At 72.0% G+C, this 13,877-nt stretch carries 12 protein-coding genes; 5 read left to right on the forward strand and 7 right to left on the reverse strand.

The window, feature by feature from the left end:
- Nucleotides 1–21: 21 nt before the first annotated feature.
- Genes IVW53_12860 through IVW53_12880 form a run of 5 tightly spaced genes read right to left on the reverse strand, consistent with a single transcriptional unit; the run spans nucleotide 22 to nucleotide 4,552 of the window.
- The gene (locus IVW53_12860; protein ID MBF6606464.1) at nucleotides 22–1,941 is read right to left on the reverse strand and encodes a hypothetical protein; all 1,920 of its coding nucleotides are present in this window, start codon (nucleotides 1,939–1,941) and stop codon (nucleotides 22–24) included.
- 6 nt (nucleotides 1,942–1,947) lie between these two features.
- Complete coding sequence (locus IVW53_12865) at nucleotides 1,948–2,106, reverse strand: hypothetical protein (protein MBF6606465.1); 159 nt, start codon at nucleotides 2,104–2,106, stop codon at nucleotides 1,948–1,950.
- Nucleotides 2,103–2,522, reverse strand: a complete 420-nt coding sequence (locus IVW53_12870; GenBank protein MBF6606466.1) for a hypothetical protein — start codon at nucleotides 2,520–2,522, stop codon at nucleotides 2,103–2,105. Before IVW53_12870 ends, IVW53_12865 begins: the two co-directional genes overlap by 4 nt.
- Nucleotides 2,523–2,981 (reverse strand): phage tail protein, encoded by a 459-nt coding sequence (locus IVW53_12875; GenBank protein MBF6606467.1) that lies wholly within the window; start codon nucleotides 2,979–2,981, stop codon nucleotides 2,523–2,525.
- Between the two features lie 59 nt (nucleotides 2,982–3,040).
- Nucleotides 3,041–4,552: a phage tail sheath family protein gene (locus IVW53_12880; protein MBF6606468.1), complete on the reverse strand. Its 1,512-nt coding sequence runs from the start codon at nucleotides 4,550–4,552 to the stop codon at nucleotides 3,041–3,043.
- Between the two features lie 210 nt (nucleotides 4,553–4,762).
- On the opposite strand from IVW53_12880, the gene IVW53_12885 reads away from it, so the two are divergent.
- The 3 genes from IVW53_12885 (at nucleotide 4,763) to IVW53_12895 (ending at nucleotide 9,000) form a co-directional block, all read left to right on the forward strand.
- Nucleotides 4,763–5,482: a DUF4255 domain-containing protein gene (locus IVW53_12885; GenBank protein MBF6606469.1), complete on the forward strand. Its 720-nt coding sequence runs from the start codon at nucleotides 4,763–4,765 to the stop codon at nucleotides 5,480–5,482.
- 94 nt (nucleotides 5,483–5,576) lie between these two features.
- Nucleotides 5,577–7,670, forward strand: coding sequence for an ATP-binding protein (locus tag IVW53_12890; protein ID MBF6606470.1), 2,094 nt, complete (start codon nucleotides 5,577–5,579; stop codon nucleotides 7,668–7,670).
- Nucleotides 7,671–7,704: 34 nt separating this feature from the next.
- The gene (locus IVW53_12895) at nucleotides 7,705–9,000 is read left to right on the forward strand and encodes a DUF4157 domain-containing protein (protein ID MBF6606471.1); all 1,296 of its coding nucleotides are present in this window, start codon (nucleotides 7,705–7,707) and stop codon (nucleotides 8,998–9,000) included.
- Nucleotides 9,001–9,079: 79 nt separating this feature from the next.
- Here IVW53_12895 and IVW53_12900 read toward each other — a convergent pair whose 3' ends face one another.
- Nucleotides 9,080–9,706 (reverse strand): response regulator transcription factor, encoded by a 627-nt coding sequence (locus IVW53_12900; protein ID MBF6606472.1) that lies wholly within the window; start codon nucleotides 9,704–9,706, stop codon nucleotides 9,080–9,082.
- A 216-nt stretch (nucleotides 9,707–9,922) separates the two neighbouring features.
- On the opposite strand from IVW53_12900, the gene IVW53_12905 reads away from it, so the two are divergent.
- Both IVW53_12905 and IVW53_12910 read left to right on the forward strand, forming a co-directional pair.
- On the forward strand, nucleotides 9,923–11,155 hold the full coding sequence (locus IVW53_12905) for a hypothetical protein (GenBank protein ID MBF6606473.1): 1,233 nt from the start codon (nucleotides 9,923–9,925) through the stop codon (nucleotides 11,153–11,155).
- Nucleotides 11,113–13,176: a PD40 domain-containing protein gene (locus IVW53_12910; protein ID MBF6606474.1), complete on the forward strand. Its 2,064-nt coding sequence runs from the start codon at nucleotides 11,113–11,115 to the stop codon at nucleotides 13,174–13,176. Before IVW53_12905 ends, IVW53_12910 begins: the two co-directional genes overlap by 43 nt.
- 31 nt (nucleotides 13,177–13,207) lie before the next feature.
- Here IVW53_12910 and IVW53_12915 read toward each other — a convergent pair whose 3' ends face one another.
- Nucleotides 13,208–13,654 carry a hypothetical protein gene (locus IVW53_12915; protein ID MBF6606475.1) on the reverse strand — a complete coding sequence of 149 codons (447 nt, stop codon included), beginning with the start codon at nucleotides 13,652–13,654 and terminating at the stop codon, nucleotides 13,208–13,210.
- Nucleotides 13,655–13,877: the final 223 nt, after the last annotated feature.

Below are 13,877 nucleotides of genomic sequence, written 5' to 3' on the forward strand. Positions count from 1 at the left end.
GCGTCATCGCAGGTCTCGCCATCAGACGTCTGCGAGCAGGCCTGCCCGCTCGCGATCGACGAGCAGCTCGCTCCCGAGGCGCTCGCGGAGCCGCCCGTAGAGGCGTCGTGCGAGGAGGTCGAGCTGCTCCTCATCGAGAGGCGGCGGCGCTCCGGCGGTGGCGCCCTCCGCGGACGTGCCGGCGACCCGATCGGGCGCCGGAGCGGCAGCGGACACCGCCGGGCCCGGGCCGACGGCGGGTGGGCCGACGGTTTCCGAGCCGGGTGCTCCGGCGCCCGCCGCCGCGACCGGCTCCAGGAGAGCGGAGGGGCTCCGCTGGACGCTCAGCGGCGCTGCCGGTCCCATCGACAGTCCGATCGGGAGTCCGATCGGGCGCGAGGCGCTCGGCCCGGACGCGGACGGCCGCGGCGCGGACGGCGCGTCGATTCCCGGACTGGACCCATGGAGACGGACGAGCGGCCTCCCGAGGCCGGCACCTGGCCCGCCTTCTCCGGGAGCGGGAACCGTTTGCCACGCCGGCCGAGGAGCCTCCGGCGCGACCAGACCCGGCGACCGCGACGGGATGTCCCGGGAAGGGGTCTCCTCTCCGGGCGACGGTCCTGCGGTGCGGTCGGCGCCCTGCCACCCATCGCCGATGGACCAGGCGAGTCCGAGACCCGGCATCGCGCTCGGGAACGGAACGCCCGTGTCGACAGGAACCAACGTGGGATGGCCAGCGCCGGCGTCCCCGGGCCTCGAGGCCGGAAGGGGACGCGTGACGATCGCGGCCCGAGAGCCGACGAGCGGCCGACGCTGCGGTCCCGCCTGCCGCCCCGATCCTGCCGTCGCCCCGTCGGTGGCCTCGCCCGTCGTCTCGGTGCCGCCCGCCGCCTCTTCCCGTGCTGGCGATGGCTCGCGGCGCATCGTCCCATCGCCCGGCTCGACGGGCGAAAGAGAGCCCTCCTCGTTCGTGGGGCGTCCGCGGCGCTCGCCGAGAAGCTGCACCGGAAGCCCCACGACTCGAAGTGCCTGGGGCGCCCGGGGCACTGCCCCATGGAACGGTTCGATCGCGGGCGGGACATCGCGGGCCGCGGGCCGCGGTTCCGCGTCGGATGCGAGGTCCAGGTGACCGCGTCCCATCGTCGAGCGCACCGTCGCGCGCTGGATCCCGACCGGCGGCGCACCCTCCGGGCGATGGGTGAGCGGAGCGCCGAGCCCGAGTCGGCGGATCCCCCCGTGCAGCCGGATGGCCTCGATGAGCGGGCCCTCCGCGCTCCCCGCGGGACGCCGATCGGCGTCGACCGGCGTCGGACGGGTGGCCCCCGGCTCCGTCTCGACCGCCCGAGCGAGCGAGGTTCCTGCGGCACGCGGCGCCTCCCGACGTGACGCGCCGGCGACCCCCTCGCCGGCGGCCGCCGGCGTTGGTCCGACCATCGTCAGCGTCCGGAGCGGTTCGACGGCCTCGTCCGGGACGGGTGCGAGGGTCCTCGGCGACTCCCCCATCGGGGCGATCGGGGCGATGCGATCATCGTCGTCGTCCGCAATCGTCCTGTTCGCCGATGCCGATCCGACCACCGTCGTGGCGCGCGCCCGGGAGGGACCCGCCCTGAGGTCCAGCGCGCGGGCGGAGGCGGCATGGATCACGGTGGCCGGCCGGATCAACGGCTCGGCCAGGCCGGAGACGAGCCCGGCAGGCCCGTCCGCGGTGACATCGTGGGCGAGCGGTCTGAGGATGGGATCCGGCGTGCGACGCCCGGCGAGGTCCTCGACGAACTCGCGTGTCGCCGCGGTCAGGTGCGGCGGGCCGACGACCCGGGCCATGGCCGGCAGCCGCCGCCACGCCTCGGCCGGCTCGTTCCCGTCCAGCGGGGCGTCCGGGGCGGTGGGCGACACCTCCGGCCCGGGTGGCGCGAGCGGACCCCCGGGCGATCGGCGCAGGAGGCGGGCCAGTGACCAGGGCACGACGGGCTACTCCTCGTGGGCCGCGCGGCGGTTCAGGGCGACGATCTCGCCGATGAAGCGTTCGCGGATGCCGTGCTCGAGGTCGAGGATCTCGGTCAGCGGCCAGTGGAAGTGATAGGCGACGTACGCGATCTCCTCGAAGAGGCGGTCGACCGCGTACGTCACGATCCCCCCGGCGAACCACCGCCCATCTCGACGGTGAACGGGTGCTGACACGCGGGACAGGTCACGGCCGCCTGGGAAGTCCCCTCCTGATTGAGCCGCCGGTAGAGATCCTGGAGGAACGCCAGGTCCGACGCGAACATCGCCTCGACGACACCCGGGTTGACCTGCCCGAGCGTCCCGAGCCGCGTGACGACCCTCGAGAGGAGGATGACCGTCAGGTACGCCTCGTTCTCGCGGACCCTGGGATCGCGGAGGGGCTGGATCTCGTCGCGGGCGGTGGCGAGGCGCATCGTGCCCTCGCGATGGACCGTCCCGTGCTCATCGACGTAACCCCGCGGAAGCACGAACGGGTACTCCGTGCGGAGCCCCACCCCGGCCGCCTCCGCGGATGGCGTCGGCGGCGCGATCGCCATCATCTACTTCACCCGCTCGAACTTCTCGCAGACGATCGTGATCTCCTCCACGGACGGCGCGTTGTCGCCGGCCTTCATGCCGCTGAGGGACAGCTTCGAGACCCAGGCGGCCTCGAAGTTGTAGCGGGCCACCTCGAGGAACTCGAAGTCGTACTGGACGACGGAGCCGTTGCGACGGGCGTCCTTGAGCTTTCCGCCGAGTGCGGCCTGGTGCCAGTTCCAGAGGTCCATGGAGGCGTTCGCCGCCCGCTTGAGGGTGATCGTCGGCGGCTTCGTGGCCCCGATCTGCTTCTTGAGCGTCAGCTTGCCCTTGGCATCGACTTCCTTGACCTCGATGACCTCGATCTCGGAGGCCGTCCCGCTTACCTCCTGGAACTGGGCGAGCGAGACCCCGTCGATCTCGATCGAGAAGCGCTGCGCCGTCAGCGCGTCCTGGGGCAGATTGGGGATGCCGGCAGGCATGCGTCGTCCTCCTCGTGATCAGAGCGATGGCCGGGTCGACCGGCAATGGGAAGGGTGTGTCACTCGGTCAGCGCCGTCCCACCCGAGAACTGGGCCACCCGGAAGATGACGAACTCGGCCGGCTTCACCGGGGCGATGCCGACGTCGACGATGAGCTGGCCGGCATCGATCGACTCGGCCGTGTTGTTCTCGCCGTCGCACTTGACGAAGAAGGCCTCGCCCGGCGTGGCGCCGAAGAGCGCGCCGTCGCGCCAGACGCGGACGAGAAACGCGTTGATCGTCCGCTTGACGCGCTCCCAGAGCGCGAGGTCGTTCGGCTCGAAGACGACCCACTGGGTGCCCTGGAGGATCGACTCCTCGAGGTAGTTGAAGAGCCGCCGGACGTTGACGTAGCGCCACGCCGGATCGGACGACAGCGTACGGGCGCCCCAGATCCGGATGCCGCGGCCGGGGAAGACGCGAACGCAGTTGATGCCGGCGGGATTGAGCTGGTCGTGTTCGCCCTTCGTGATCCGCGTCTGGAGCTCGATGGCGCCCCGCAGAACCTCATTCGCGGGGGCCTTGTGGACGCCCCGCTCACCGTCGTTGCGGGCCCAGATCCCGGCCACGTGGCCGGAGGGCGGCACGAACCCTGCCCGACCGGCGACCGGATCGAAGACCTTGATCCAGGGCCAGTAGAGGGTGGCGTACTTCGAGTCGTAGCCGGCCCGGTCGACGCGCCACTCCTTGATCTGCTGAGCGTTGTAGTCGGGCGGCGAGTCGAGGATCGCGACGCGGTCGCCCATGAGCTCGCAGTGGGCGATCATCGCCAGCTGCACCGCCTTCACGGCCTCGAGGTCGATCACGCCGCGCTGATAGAGGGCCATGACGTCGGGGGCGGCGAGCATCGTCACCTCCTCGATCGCCTCGAGTCCCCCGAAACCCGTCCGGTCCGCGGAGCTGCCGGCGTACTCGTCCGGGGTGACGCGGACGGACGCGCTCGTCGAGCCGCCCGAGAGGGCTGTCCTGGTCGCGGCCGGCGCCACGTCCCCGCGTGCCGTCTCCTCAAGGCGGACGAGCCGCGAGGTCTTGGTGGCCTGGAAGACGCTCTGCTTGCCTCGCTTGAGGGTGACGTTGTCGTAGACCTCCTCATCCTTGCCGCGGGAGATCACGAGCTTGAAGACGCCCTCAGCCGGCTGGGTCGGCTCGGCGACCTCGACCTTGATGTCCTCGCCGGCGGCGCCGGCTTCGAGGGCCAGGATCCGGAAGGCGGTCGTGGCGGCATCCGTGGAGCTCGGCAGCTCGGCCCGGGCGACCGGGGCGCCGTCGTCGGCACCCACCCGCACGATGTACGCGGCGCCGCCGCCGTTGAGGAAGTAGCCGTAGACGGCGTGGGCGAGGTGCGAGCCCTCCATGAATTCGCCGAACGTGGCGACGAACTGAGACCAGTTGGTGACGAGGGTCGGCGTGTCGCCGGGACCGCGCTGCGCGAGGCCGACGAAGGCGGCGACGGCCGTGCCGACCCCTTCGATCGGCCGCGAACCGGCCTCGACCTCTTCGACATAGACGCCAGGTGACAGGTATTGGGGCATCCGTCGCTCTCCAAGTCCGGGGCGTGTCCGACGCGCGAAGCCTCGACGCTGATCGCGTCCGGAGCAAGGGACAGCCGGGCTGACGGGCGGGCCGTTCGCGCTGCCCGAACGGGCGGCCGGAGGTGCCCGAACGGCTGCCCGGGGGCGACTTGCCGGGGCCGCCGGGCGGCCCGACGCTGGTCGGCGGTGCAGGCTGGCTCAGAGGGCCCGATGATCGAACTCTTCGACGAGACGCTTCGCGATCTCATCCGGCGCGAGGTCACGAACGGCAGCCAGGTCGAGATCGCCTTCGATGCTCCGACGAAGGAGTGGGCCGGCCGCCGGAACACGCCGACCCTCGACGTCTATCTCTACGACATCCGCGACGACCTCGAGCGGCGGGAGGCAGCCTGGGACGAGCTGCGTGACAAGACCGGACGGGTGACCGAGCGACGACCGCCACCGCGTCGCATCCGGCTCTCCTACCTTGTCACAGCCTGGACCCAGCGCCCCGAGGACGAGCACCGTCTCCTGTCGGCCTGCCTCGCCTCGTTCCTCCGCCACGAGGCGCTCGGGCCGCGCGAGCTGACCGGTGCGCTCGCCGATCAGCCCCACGCAGTGGAACTGACGGTCGCCGCACCTCCAGGTGCGGACCGCTCCATCGTCGACGTGTGGACCGCCCTCGGGGGCGAGCTGAAGCCGTCACTCGACCTTGTCGCCAGCGTGCCGTTCGTCGTCGACCTGCACAAGGTCGCCGGGCCGCCGGTCCTCGAGACGCCGCGCCTTCGCGTCGCCGGTGACGAGGCGCGGCCCGGTGCGGCACCGCCTCGCGGGAAGGCGGCCTCCGGACTGAACGCAACGGAGGCGGTGCCCGAAGAGACGCGGGCAGGCGGTGCCGGCGATCACCCCGGCCGGATCCTCCGGGTCCGCGGCCGGCGCGATCGACGATGACCAGGCAAGCGACCACATGATCTCGGTGGCGCGATCGGGACCCGAGGCGGCGTCGATCAGAGCGGACCCTGCCTCGACGCCGACCTCCGCATCGATGGACGCCGCTTCGGTGCGCCACCTCCTGGAGCGCGTCGCGGTCATCGAGGCCCGCGTTCGCGTGACGGTCGCCGCCCGGCGCGCCCGCGACCCGGACGGAGACGATCGCTTCCGCGGCCTGTACGTGAGCGATGAGCAGGCAGACCGGCTGCTCATCACGGAGGCCGCGCGAGCGCCTGGCGCCGCGGATCCGGGCGTGGAGGCCCGTCTCGCGACCGCCGAACGGCGCGCGGACATGGACGAGCACGCGGGCGAGATCCTGCGGCTCCGACGGTTGAGCCACGCGTTCGGGCTGCTGCCGCTCGACCTCGAGCTCCTCCTCGTTGCTCTTGCGCCGGACCTCGAGCCCCGGCTCGAGCGTCTCTACGGCTACCTCAACGACGACGTGACGCGGCGGAGGGCGAGCATCGGTCTCGCCCTCGAGTTGTGCGGCGTGCCGATCGTCTCGGGCATCGGCCGCGCCCGCCTACGGGACGGAGCGCCGCTCATCGACGGTGGGCTCATGGTGGTCGAGGACCCGGAGCGCCCGTTCCTGACCCGTGCGCTGCGGGTCCCGGATCGCGTCACGGCGCACCTGCTCGGCGACGACCGGCCGGATCCGGTGGTGGCACCGCTGATGGCTCGGGCCGCCTTCGCGGGCAGCGACGACCCGGCGGCCGACGCGCTGCGGCGCGGCCTCGAGGCGGGCATCACCCTCGTCTACCTCCGCGAGCGGCCGGGCGGCGACGCGCGGGCGATCGCGGGCGCGATCCCCGGGCCCGCCGGGGAGGACGGGGACGACCGGCCCTGTATCCTCGACCTCGACCGACTTGCCGACCATGCCGACCCGGCGGTCGTCGGAGCGGCGGCGGAGCGGGAGACCCGCCTGGCGGACCGGCTCTTCGTGGCCGGTCCCCTCGACCACCTCGCGAGCCGAGGCTCTGAGGCGATCCGGGCCTTCCTCGGGCCACCCAGTCAGGCGCGGGCGGTCCGCGTGCTCCACGGCCGGGCCGCCTGGGACCCAGCGTGGTCGACCGAGGTCCCGCTCGTCCTCGACGTATCCCCGACCTGCAACGCGCGACGGGCGACGTGGTGGCGCGAGGCGCTCGGGGACACGCCCGGTGCGGCGGAGGCGGTCGTCGGCGTCGAGTCGTTCCCGTTCCGGCTCGGTCGGGACCAGATCCGGCGGGCGGCGACTTCCGCCCGGCTGGCGTCGACCGCCGAAGGTCGCGAGATTCGGACGACCGACCTCGCCGCGGGCGTCCGCAGCGCGAACGCCGTCGGACTCGAGCGGCTCGCTCGTCGGGTGGAACCCTCGGCTGACTGGGGCGATCTCGTCCTGCCGCCCGGAGTCCTGGAGCAGCTCCGCGAGCTGACCGACCGCGCGCGCTTCCGGGAGGCGGTCCTTGAAGGCTGGCGCCTCGGCGAGGCGTCGCGCGGGCGAGGCCTGACGGCGCTCTTCGCGGGCGATTCGGGGACCGGCAAGACGCTGTCGGCGGAGATCGTCGCCGGGGCGCTCGGCATGGAGCTCCACGTCATCGACCTGGCCGGCATCGTCGACAAGTACGTGGGGGAGACCGAAAAGAACCTCGACCGCGTCTTCGACCAGGCCGACGGCGTCAACGCGATCCTCCTGTTCGACGAGGCCGATGCGCTCTTCGGCAAGCGTTCCGAGGTCCGCGACGCGCACGATCGCTACGCGAACATCGAGACCGCCTACCTCCTCCAGCGGATGGAGCGCTTCGACGGCCTGGCCATCCTCACCACCAACCTGCGCGCCAACATCGACGAGGCCTTCACCCGCCGCCTCGAGGTCCTCATCGACTTCCCGCTGCCGGACATCGAGCAGCGGGGGCGCCTCTGGCGGCGACACCTCCGTCCGACCGTCCCGGTCGCCGCGGACATCGACCTCGACTTTCTTGCCGCTCGCTTCCGGCTATCGGGCGGCAACGTGCGCAACATCGTCGTGGCGGCTGCGCATCGGGCCGCGGCCCGCGGCGGGCCGGTCTCCATGACCGACCTCATCCACTCCACAGACCGCGAGTACCGGAAACTCGGCCACCTCTCGACGGAGGCCGAGTTCGGACCCTGGTTCGCAGCACTCAGCGGTTGACGGCGAAGCCGGCCGTCGGCGAAGGGAGGCACCCATGCGCGAGTTCGGATCCGGTCATCGAACGCCGACGACGACGCGCCGCCCTCGCCCAGCGTCCCTGGACGCAGCGGCGAGCACAGGGACGCGGCCGTCCCCGCGCGAGCCGTTGTCCGCTCAAGGCCTGATCGGCCTTCAGCGGACCGTCGGGAACGCGGCCCTCGACGACCTGCTGGGCGGATCCGGGGCGCCGGTCGCCGCCGTCGAGGCGGCGCGCAACAGCGACGGCTCAGCCCTCGACGAGGCGGTGCGAACGCCGCTCGAGGGCGCCTTCGGAACGGACTTCTCGTCCGTGCGCCTCCATCGCGGCGCGGCCGCAGATGCGTCGGCTCGTACGGTCGGCGCGGTCGCCTACACCGTCGGGGAGGACATCGTCCTCGGCGCGGCGGCGGCCGATACCTCCTCCCCTGCGGGGCGGGGGCTCCTGGCCCACGAGCTCACCCACGTCGTCCAGCAGCGGACCGGGCCGGTCGCCGGGTTCGACGCGGGAGGACTCCGCATCAGCGATCCGGGCGATCCCTTCGAGCAGCAGGCGAGCGCCACGGCGGCGCACATCGTGGCCGGCGACCGCGGGATCGCCGGAGCGACGCGTGCCGGAAGCGTCTCGGAACCAGTCCTGGCCAGGGAGACCGAGCTCGAGGCGGAGACGGCCGACTCGACGGACACGGAGAGCATCGCACCGGAGGTGCAGTCGGGGCTCGAGATCCTCGGGTCAACGACGGAGGAGCTCGCGGACGGCGGGTCGGGCGACGGCGGTTGGTCGGGCGACGGCGGCGACTCATCCCAGGTCCTCGCGACCGGCAGCGGCACGAGCTCGACGACCTTCGGCCCGCCGACGAGCAGCACGTACACCGTCTCCGGCACCTTGCTCGAGGCCGCCAACGCGATGGCCGCGCGCACCGAGGCGGGCAAGACGGCGTCCATCCCGAGCCGCGACACGGACACAATCGACGACACGGTGACCGCAGCCCGCGTGGTGGTCACGGAGGACGTTGAGCTGCCGAGCTGGGCGGATCGGGGCGGGGCGAACGCGGCACAACAGGCGGAGTGGGATCGCTTCTCCGCCGCCCTCTCGACGCACGAGGACGGGCACGTCGCCATCGACCGGAGGGCCTGGGCCGCGGCGCACACGAAGCTCGTCGGCAAGAGCAAGACCGCTGCGGACACCGCGTACACCGCGATCTCGACGAGCGCAGATCAGGCGAACGACGCCTACGACGTAGCCAATGGTCGCGGTCTGAAGCAGGGCACGAACATCAACCCGAATTTGGGCACGATCACGAAGGTCCCCTGACCCCAGGTGTCGCGGAGCCAATTTCCTGGATCGCCACCGGGTGACGCGGTCGTGGGGCCGGCGTGCGATCGAACTGGCGTCAGATCAACCCCTCCCGGATCGCGTAGGCAACGGCGTGGGCCCGGTTGCGGAGCTCGTGGCGGGCGGTGATGTCGTGGATGACGTTCTTCACCGTCCGCTCCGAGAAGTAGAGCCGGCGACCGACCTCCGCCGTGTCGTGGCCCTCCGCGAGGAGGCGGAGAACAGAGACCTCCCGCTCGGTGAGGCCGCCAAAGGTGAGTCCGCGGGGCGACAGGACCTGCCGCTGCAACCGGCCAATCTGCGAGAGAAGCCGGCCGAGGAGGTCCGGCGGCAGTGTGCCCTCCCCCCGCTTCGCGGCCCCGATCGCCGCCACGAGCGTCTCCCCGGTGACCTGGCCGCGCTGGACCACGCCCCGTGCGCCGGCCTCGACCGCCGCCAGTAGCGCGGCGTCATCGACGCGCCCGACGAGGACGACCACCTCGCGTCCGCCGGTCCGAGCGAGACGTACGTCCTGGAGTGTCCGCTCGTCGAGCTCGTCCGCCACGACGAGCTCGACCGTCCCCGCCGCTGGCGCGTCGCGCGTCATCACGATGTCCGGGTAGTCCCGGAGCTGTGCTTCGATGCCCGCGCGCGTCAGCGGGTCCGCGCCCGAGATCCCGATGACGATCCTTCCCTGGGTGCCCATCCGCCTCGTTCTCCCCGCGGTGCGCGTCCGCCGGTCCTTTGATGACCGGTCGCCACGTCAGGGGGAGTCTCGTCGGATTCCCCTTGCGGCCAGTTAACGGGGACCTAACGTCCAAGGCCCCGTGCGCATCGGCGCGGCGGATCTGCCCGTTCGGGCAACGCGGCGACCCGAAGAACGGGTTCCTCCGGTCGGGTCGGGGCGTTACAATCCGTGACGATGGGTGCGATCGTGCGCCTCGCGAGCGATGCCGCGTCGGTCGCGCCGGGCGCCGAGGCGGCGATCGCTGTCACCATTCGCAACTCGGGCACGGTGGTCGACCAGTTCGCCATCGACGTCCTCGGTGACGCCGGCGCCTGGTCTCACGCGGACCCGCGGACCCTCTCGCTCTTCCCCGGCGCCGAAGGCACGACCACCGTCCGCTTCGCACCGCCGAGGAGCCCGTCGGCCGCGGCGGGCACCATCCCCTTCGGCGTACGCGTCCAGTCCCGTGAGGACCCGGCTGGATCGGCGGTCGAGGAGGGCGCGCTCACCGTCGAGCCTTTCGCCGACACGTTCGCCGAGCTGCTGCCGCGCACCTCGCGCGGCAGCCGGACGGGCAGTCACGACGTAGCGGTCGACAACCGCGGGAACACCCGCCTCAACGCCACCATCGCCGGCAGTGACCCGGACCAGCTCCTCGACTTCGACGTCCGTCCACCTGGCATCGTGGTTCCCGCAGGGACGGCAGGCTTCGCCAGGGTGAACGTCAGGCCTCGGCGGCGCTTCTGGCGTGGCACACCCAGGTCGCGTGCCTTCAGGGTCGCCGTCAGCGCACCCGAACAGCCGCCCCTGACGCTCGATGGGACGCTCGTGCAGGAACCGATCCTCCCCTCATGGTTCCTGCGTGCGGTCGCCGCGCTCATCGGGCTCCTCATCCTCGCCCTCGTCCTCTGGCTCCTCGTGCTCCAGCCCGCCATCAGGAGCGCGGCGACGCAGGCGCTCGTGGATGCCGGAATCACCCCCGTGGCCGGCGGCGGTGGGGGCGGCGGGGGCGGAAGCGGCGGGGGCGCCGGGAGCCCGACGCCGAGCGGCGCGATCATCACCCCCGCGCCGAGTGGGTCGGGCCCGACCGCGACGCTGGCCCCAGGGGGAACGTTCGGCGGCCATCTCGTCGATGGACGCCTCTCGGTGGACGGCACGAATCCAACGGGCGTGACCCCCTCGAAGACGACCCTCTACGTGACCGACCTCGTCTTCGCCAACCCGAACGGCCGTGCCGGGACGATGGACCTGACGCGGGGGTCGGTCATCCTCATGGAGCTTCGACTCGAGAACTTCCGGGACCTCGACTACCACTTCGTGACGCCGATCGTCGTCTCGAGCGGAAAGTCGCTCGTCGTCTCGGTCACCTGCACATCGAGCGGCCCGTGCGACCCGTCCGTCTACTACTCGGGCTTCACCAACCCCTGACCGCCGCCGTCCTGACGCTCGCGCTCGGCGTGGCGGCAGTCGGTGGTCCCGCCGCGCCGTGGCGAGTATTCGGACCGGCCGCCCGCAGCGTTGCTCTCCTTCTGCCGGCCGGCGGTCCCTCCCCGCTCGAGACTCCGGGCACGACCGTCCGCGTCTCGCTCGACGCGCAGAACCAGCAGCTGACGAGTCCGAGCGGCTCGCCGAGCATCTCCGCCGACGGGCGCTACATCGTCTTCCGGACCTCACGACTGGTGCGGAACTTCGACCTCGGGATCGTCTACCTCCGCGATCGGGTCGGTGGCACGACGACCGAAGTCGCGCACGGATCGATCGTGGCCGGCGTCGCCGTGACCTTCTCCACCGTATCCCAGCCGGTCATCTCCGGTGACGGGCGCTGGGTGGCGTTCGTCTCCGGGGCCCCGAAGGCCGGTCCGGGGCAGCACACGATCCTCATCTGGGATCGGACGAACGGCACCGTCGGGCCGGCCATGCCAGCGGGCACGAGTGCCTCCGCGAGCGACCCCGCCCTGTCGTTCGACGGGCGGTTCCTCGCCTTCCGGACGCCCGACCCGCTCGTGTCGGGCGACACAAACGAGCTCGATGACGTCTACGTCCTCGACCGCGACAGCGGGGGGTTCGACCGCGTCTCGGTCGCGAGCGGCGGCGCGGGGGGCATTCGCGGCGTGAGCGGCGAGCCGTCGATCTCCGCCGATGGCCGCTACGTGGCCTTCACCTCGACCATGATCCGACTCGTGCAGCAGACGGTACCTGTCGGCCGGTCCCAGATCTACCTGCGCGACCGGACCGCCGGATCGACGATCCTCCTGTCGGTCGGGCCGGGCGGAGCGGTCGGAGACCTGGCCAGCGAGCACCCATCGATCTCCGCATCCGGCGGTGCGGTGGCCTTCGCCTCACATGCCACCGACCTCGTGCCCGGCGACGGCAACGGGCTGGAGGACGTCTTCGTCTGGTCGGCCGGGGCGCCACTCGTGCGCGCGTCGGTCGGCGGAGGCGGCGGTGACGCCGACGGGCCGAGCGTCGCCCCGGCGATCTCCGCCGACGGAGGCTCGGTGGCCTTCGCGTCGTCGGCGACGAACCTCGTGCCCGGCGACACGAACGACGTGAGCGACATCTTCCTCCGCGATCTGGTGACAGGCGTCACGACCCGGGTGGACGTCGCGGTCGGACCGAGCCAGGCGAACGGGCGCGCCGATGCGCCCGCGATCTCCGGGACCGGCCGCTTCGTCGCCTTCGAGTCGAGCGCGGGCAACCTGGTGACGAACGACACGAACCAGCTCGGCGACGTGTTCGTTCGCGATCGAACGCCAGCCATCGGGTTCACCCCTGTGCCAGTCGACTTCGGGGTGGCGGCGGCGGGGTCGCCGACCGCCACTCGAGCGCTCACGGTCACGAGCGCCGGCTCGGGGCCCGTGTCCATCTCGACGCTCGGTATCGCACCGGGATCGGCGGCCGGCTACTCGATCGTCAGTGATGGCTGCTCGGGCCTCTCGCTCCATGCCGGGCAGAGCTGCCAGGCCGTTGTCGGGTTCGCGCCCAGCGGGTCGGGCCCGACGACCGGCTCTCTGTCGGTACCGAACGATGCGCCGTCCGGGCCGCAGGCCGCCCCGCTCACCGCGATCGTCCTGCCCGGGCAGGGCAACGCCCCGACCATCACCCTCTCGCCGAAGGTCGGGCCGCCCGGGACCGTGGTCATCGTCTCCGGCACCGGCTTCGCCGCCGGTCAGCCGGTCAGCCTCACCTGGTCCCCCGGTATCACCCCGACGCCACTCGGCCCCATCGCGGCAGCTCCCGACGGCACGCTCTCGGCGCAGGTCCTCGTCCTGCCGAACGACGTCGAGGGCCCGCGGCTGCTGACGGCCTCGTCCATCGTCGCCGGCGCCTCCGGCGTGCCGGCCTCGGCCGGATTCCTCGTCGTGCCGCACACCGCCGCCCCGCCGGTGAGCCCATACCTTCGACTCGCGATACTCGGTCCCGAGCGGCCGCTCATCCTCCGCCATTGACGCGAACGAGAGGGCCCAGGTTCGTGGCAGGTCATCCCCGGCCGCTCGCGGCCTCGAGACGCTCGAGCTTGTCGAGCAGAGAGCTGATCGCGTCGTCCTGGACCTTGAGATGGGCCTGGATCTGCTGGGCCTCGTGGAGCGTCGCCTCGGCATCCTCGTACGTCTCGACGGCTCGCTTGTCCGAGACGCGCCCGAGGATGTTCTGGCCGACCATGATGACCGAGAGCATGACGAGCTGGATGAACGTCTGGCTGACCCACTGGATGAAGGTGAGCAACCCGCCGTTGACCGCCTGTGGCACGACGAGGAGGGCAAGGAGGGCGAACGCGTAGGCGCACCACATCGTCCCGACCGCCGTGGTGAGGGCGAGAGCGATCTTGCCGTTGATGCCGACATGTTCGTCCCGGGTGCTGGCCGGGCGGGTCTTCCTGCGCGCGGCGATCCGCGGGTGCGGCTGATGCTCGAAGGTCACGGCCATGCTCGATCTCCCAGGGACGCAGGCCGCCGGTCATTCATGCCGGCGTGACGCTGCGCGCATCATCATGCGCGGAAGGGAGCGACCCGAGGAGGCGCATCGTGCCCGTGACATGGAGGGAGACCGAGCGGCGGGCTCGGTCTCCGGTTCCAGCGACGGGTAATCGCGGGTCTAGTCCGAACTTCCAACGCCCGGTGGGCACATTCGAGCACGAGAGCGGCTGGTG

Source organism: Chloroflexota bacterium (assembly GCA_015478725.1).
Taxonomy (GTDB): domain Bacteria; phylum Chloroflexota; class Limnocylindria; order Limnocylindrales; family CSP1-4; genus C-114.

Coding starts and splice junctions, on each gene's coding strand:
- IVW53_12870 (MBF6606466.1), bottom strand. CDS start 2,522: ATGATGGCGATCGCGCCGCCGACGCCATCCGCGGAGGCGGCCGGGGTG.
- IVW53_12885 (MBF6606469.1), top strand. CDS start 4,763: ATGATCGAACTCTTCGACGAGACGCTTCGCGATCTCATCCGGCGCGAG.
- IVW53_12905 (MBF6606473.1), top strand. CDS start 9,923: ATGGGTGCGATCGTGCGCCTCGCGAGCGATGCCGCGTCGGTCGCGCCG.
- IVW53_12915 (MBF6606475.1), bottom strand. CDS start 13,654: ATGGCCGTGACCTTCGAGCATCAGCCGCACCCGCGGATCGCCGCGCGC.
- IVW53_12875 (MBF6606467.1), bottom strand. CDS start 2,981: ATGCCTGCCGGCATCCCCAATCTGCCCCAGGACGCGCTGACGGCGCAG.
- IVW53_12890 (MBF6606470.1), top strand. CDS start 5,577: ATGGACGCCGCTTCGGTGCGCCACCTCCTGGAGCGCGTCGCGGTCATC.
- IVW53_12880 (MBF6606468.1), bottom strand. CDS start 4,552: ATGCCCCAATACCTGTCACCTGGCGTCTATGTCGAAGAGGTCGAGGCC.
- IVW53_12900 (MBF6606472.1), bottom strand. CDS start 9,706: ATGGGCACCCAGGGAAGGATCGTCATCGGGATCTCGGGCGCGGACCCG.
- IVW53_12895 (MBF6606471.1), top strand. CDS start 7,705: ATGCGCGAGTTCGGATCCGGTCATCGAACGCCGACGACGACGCGCCGC.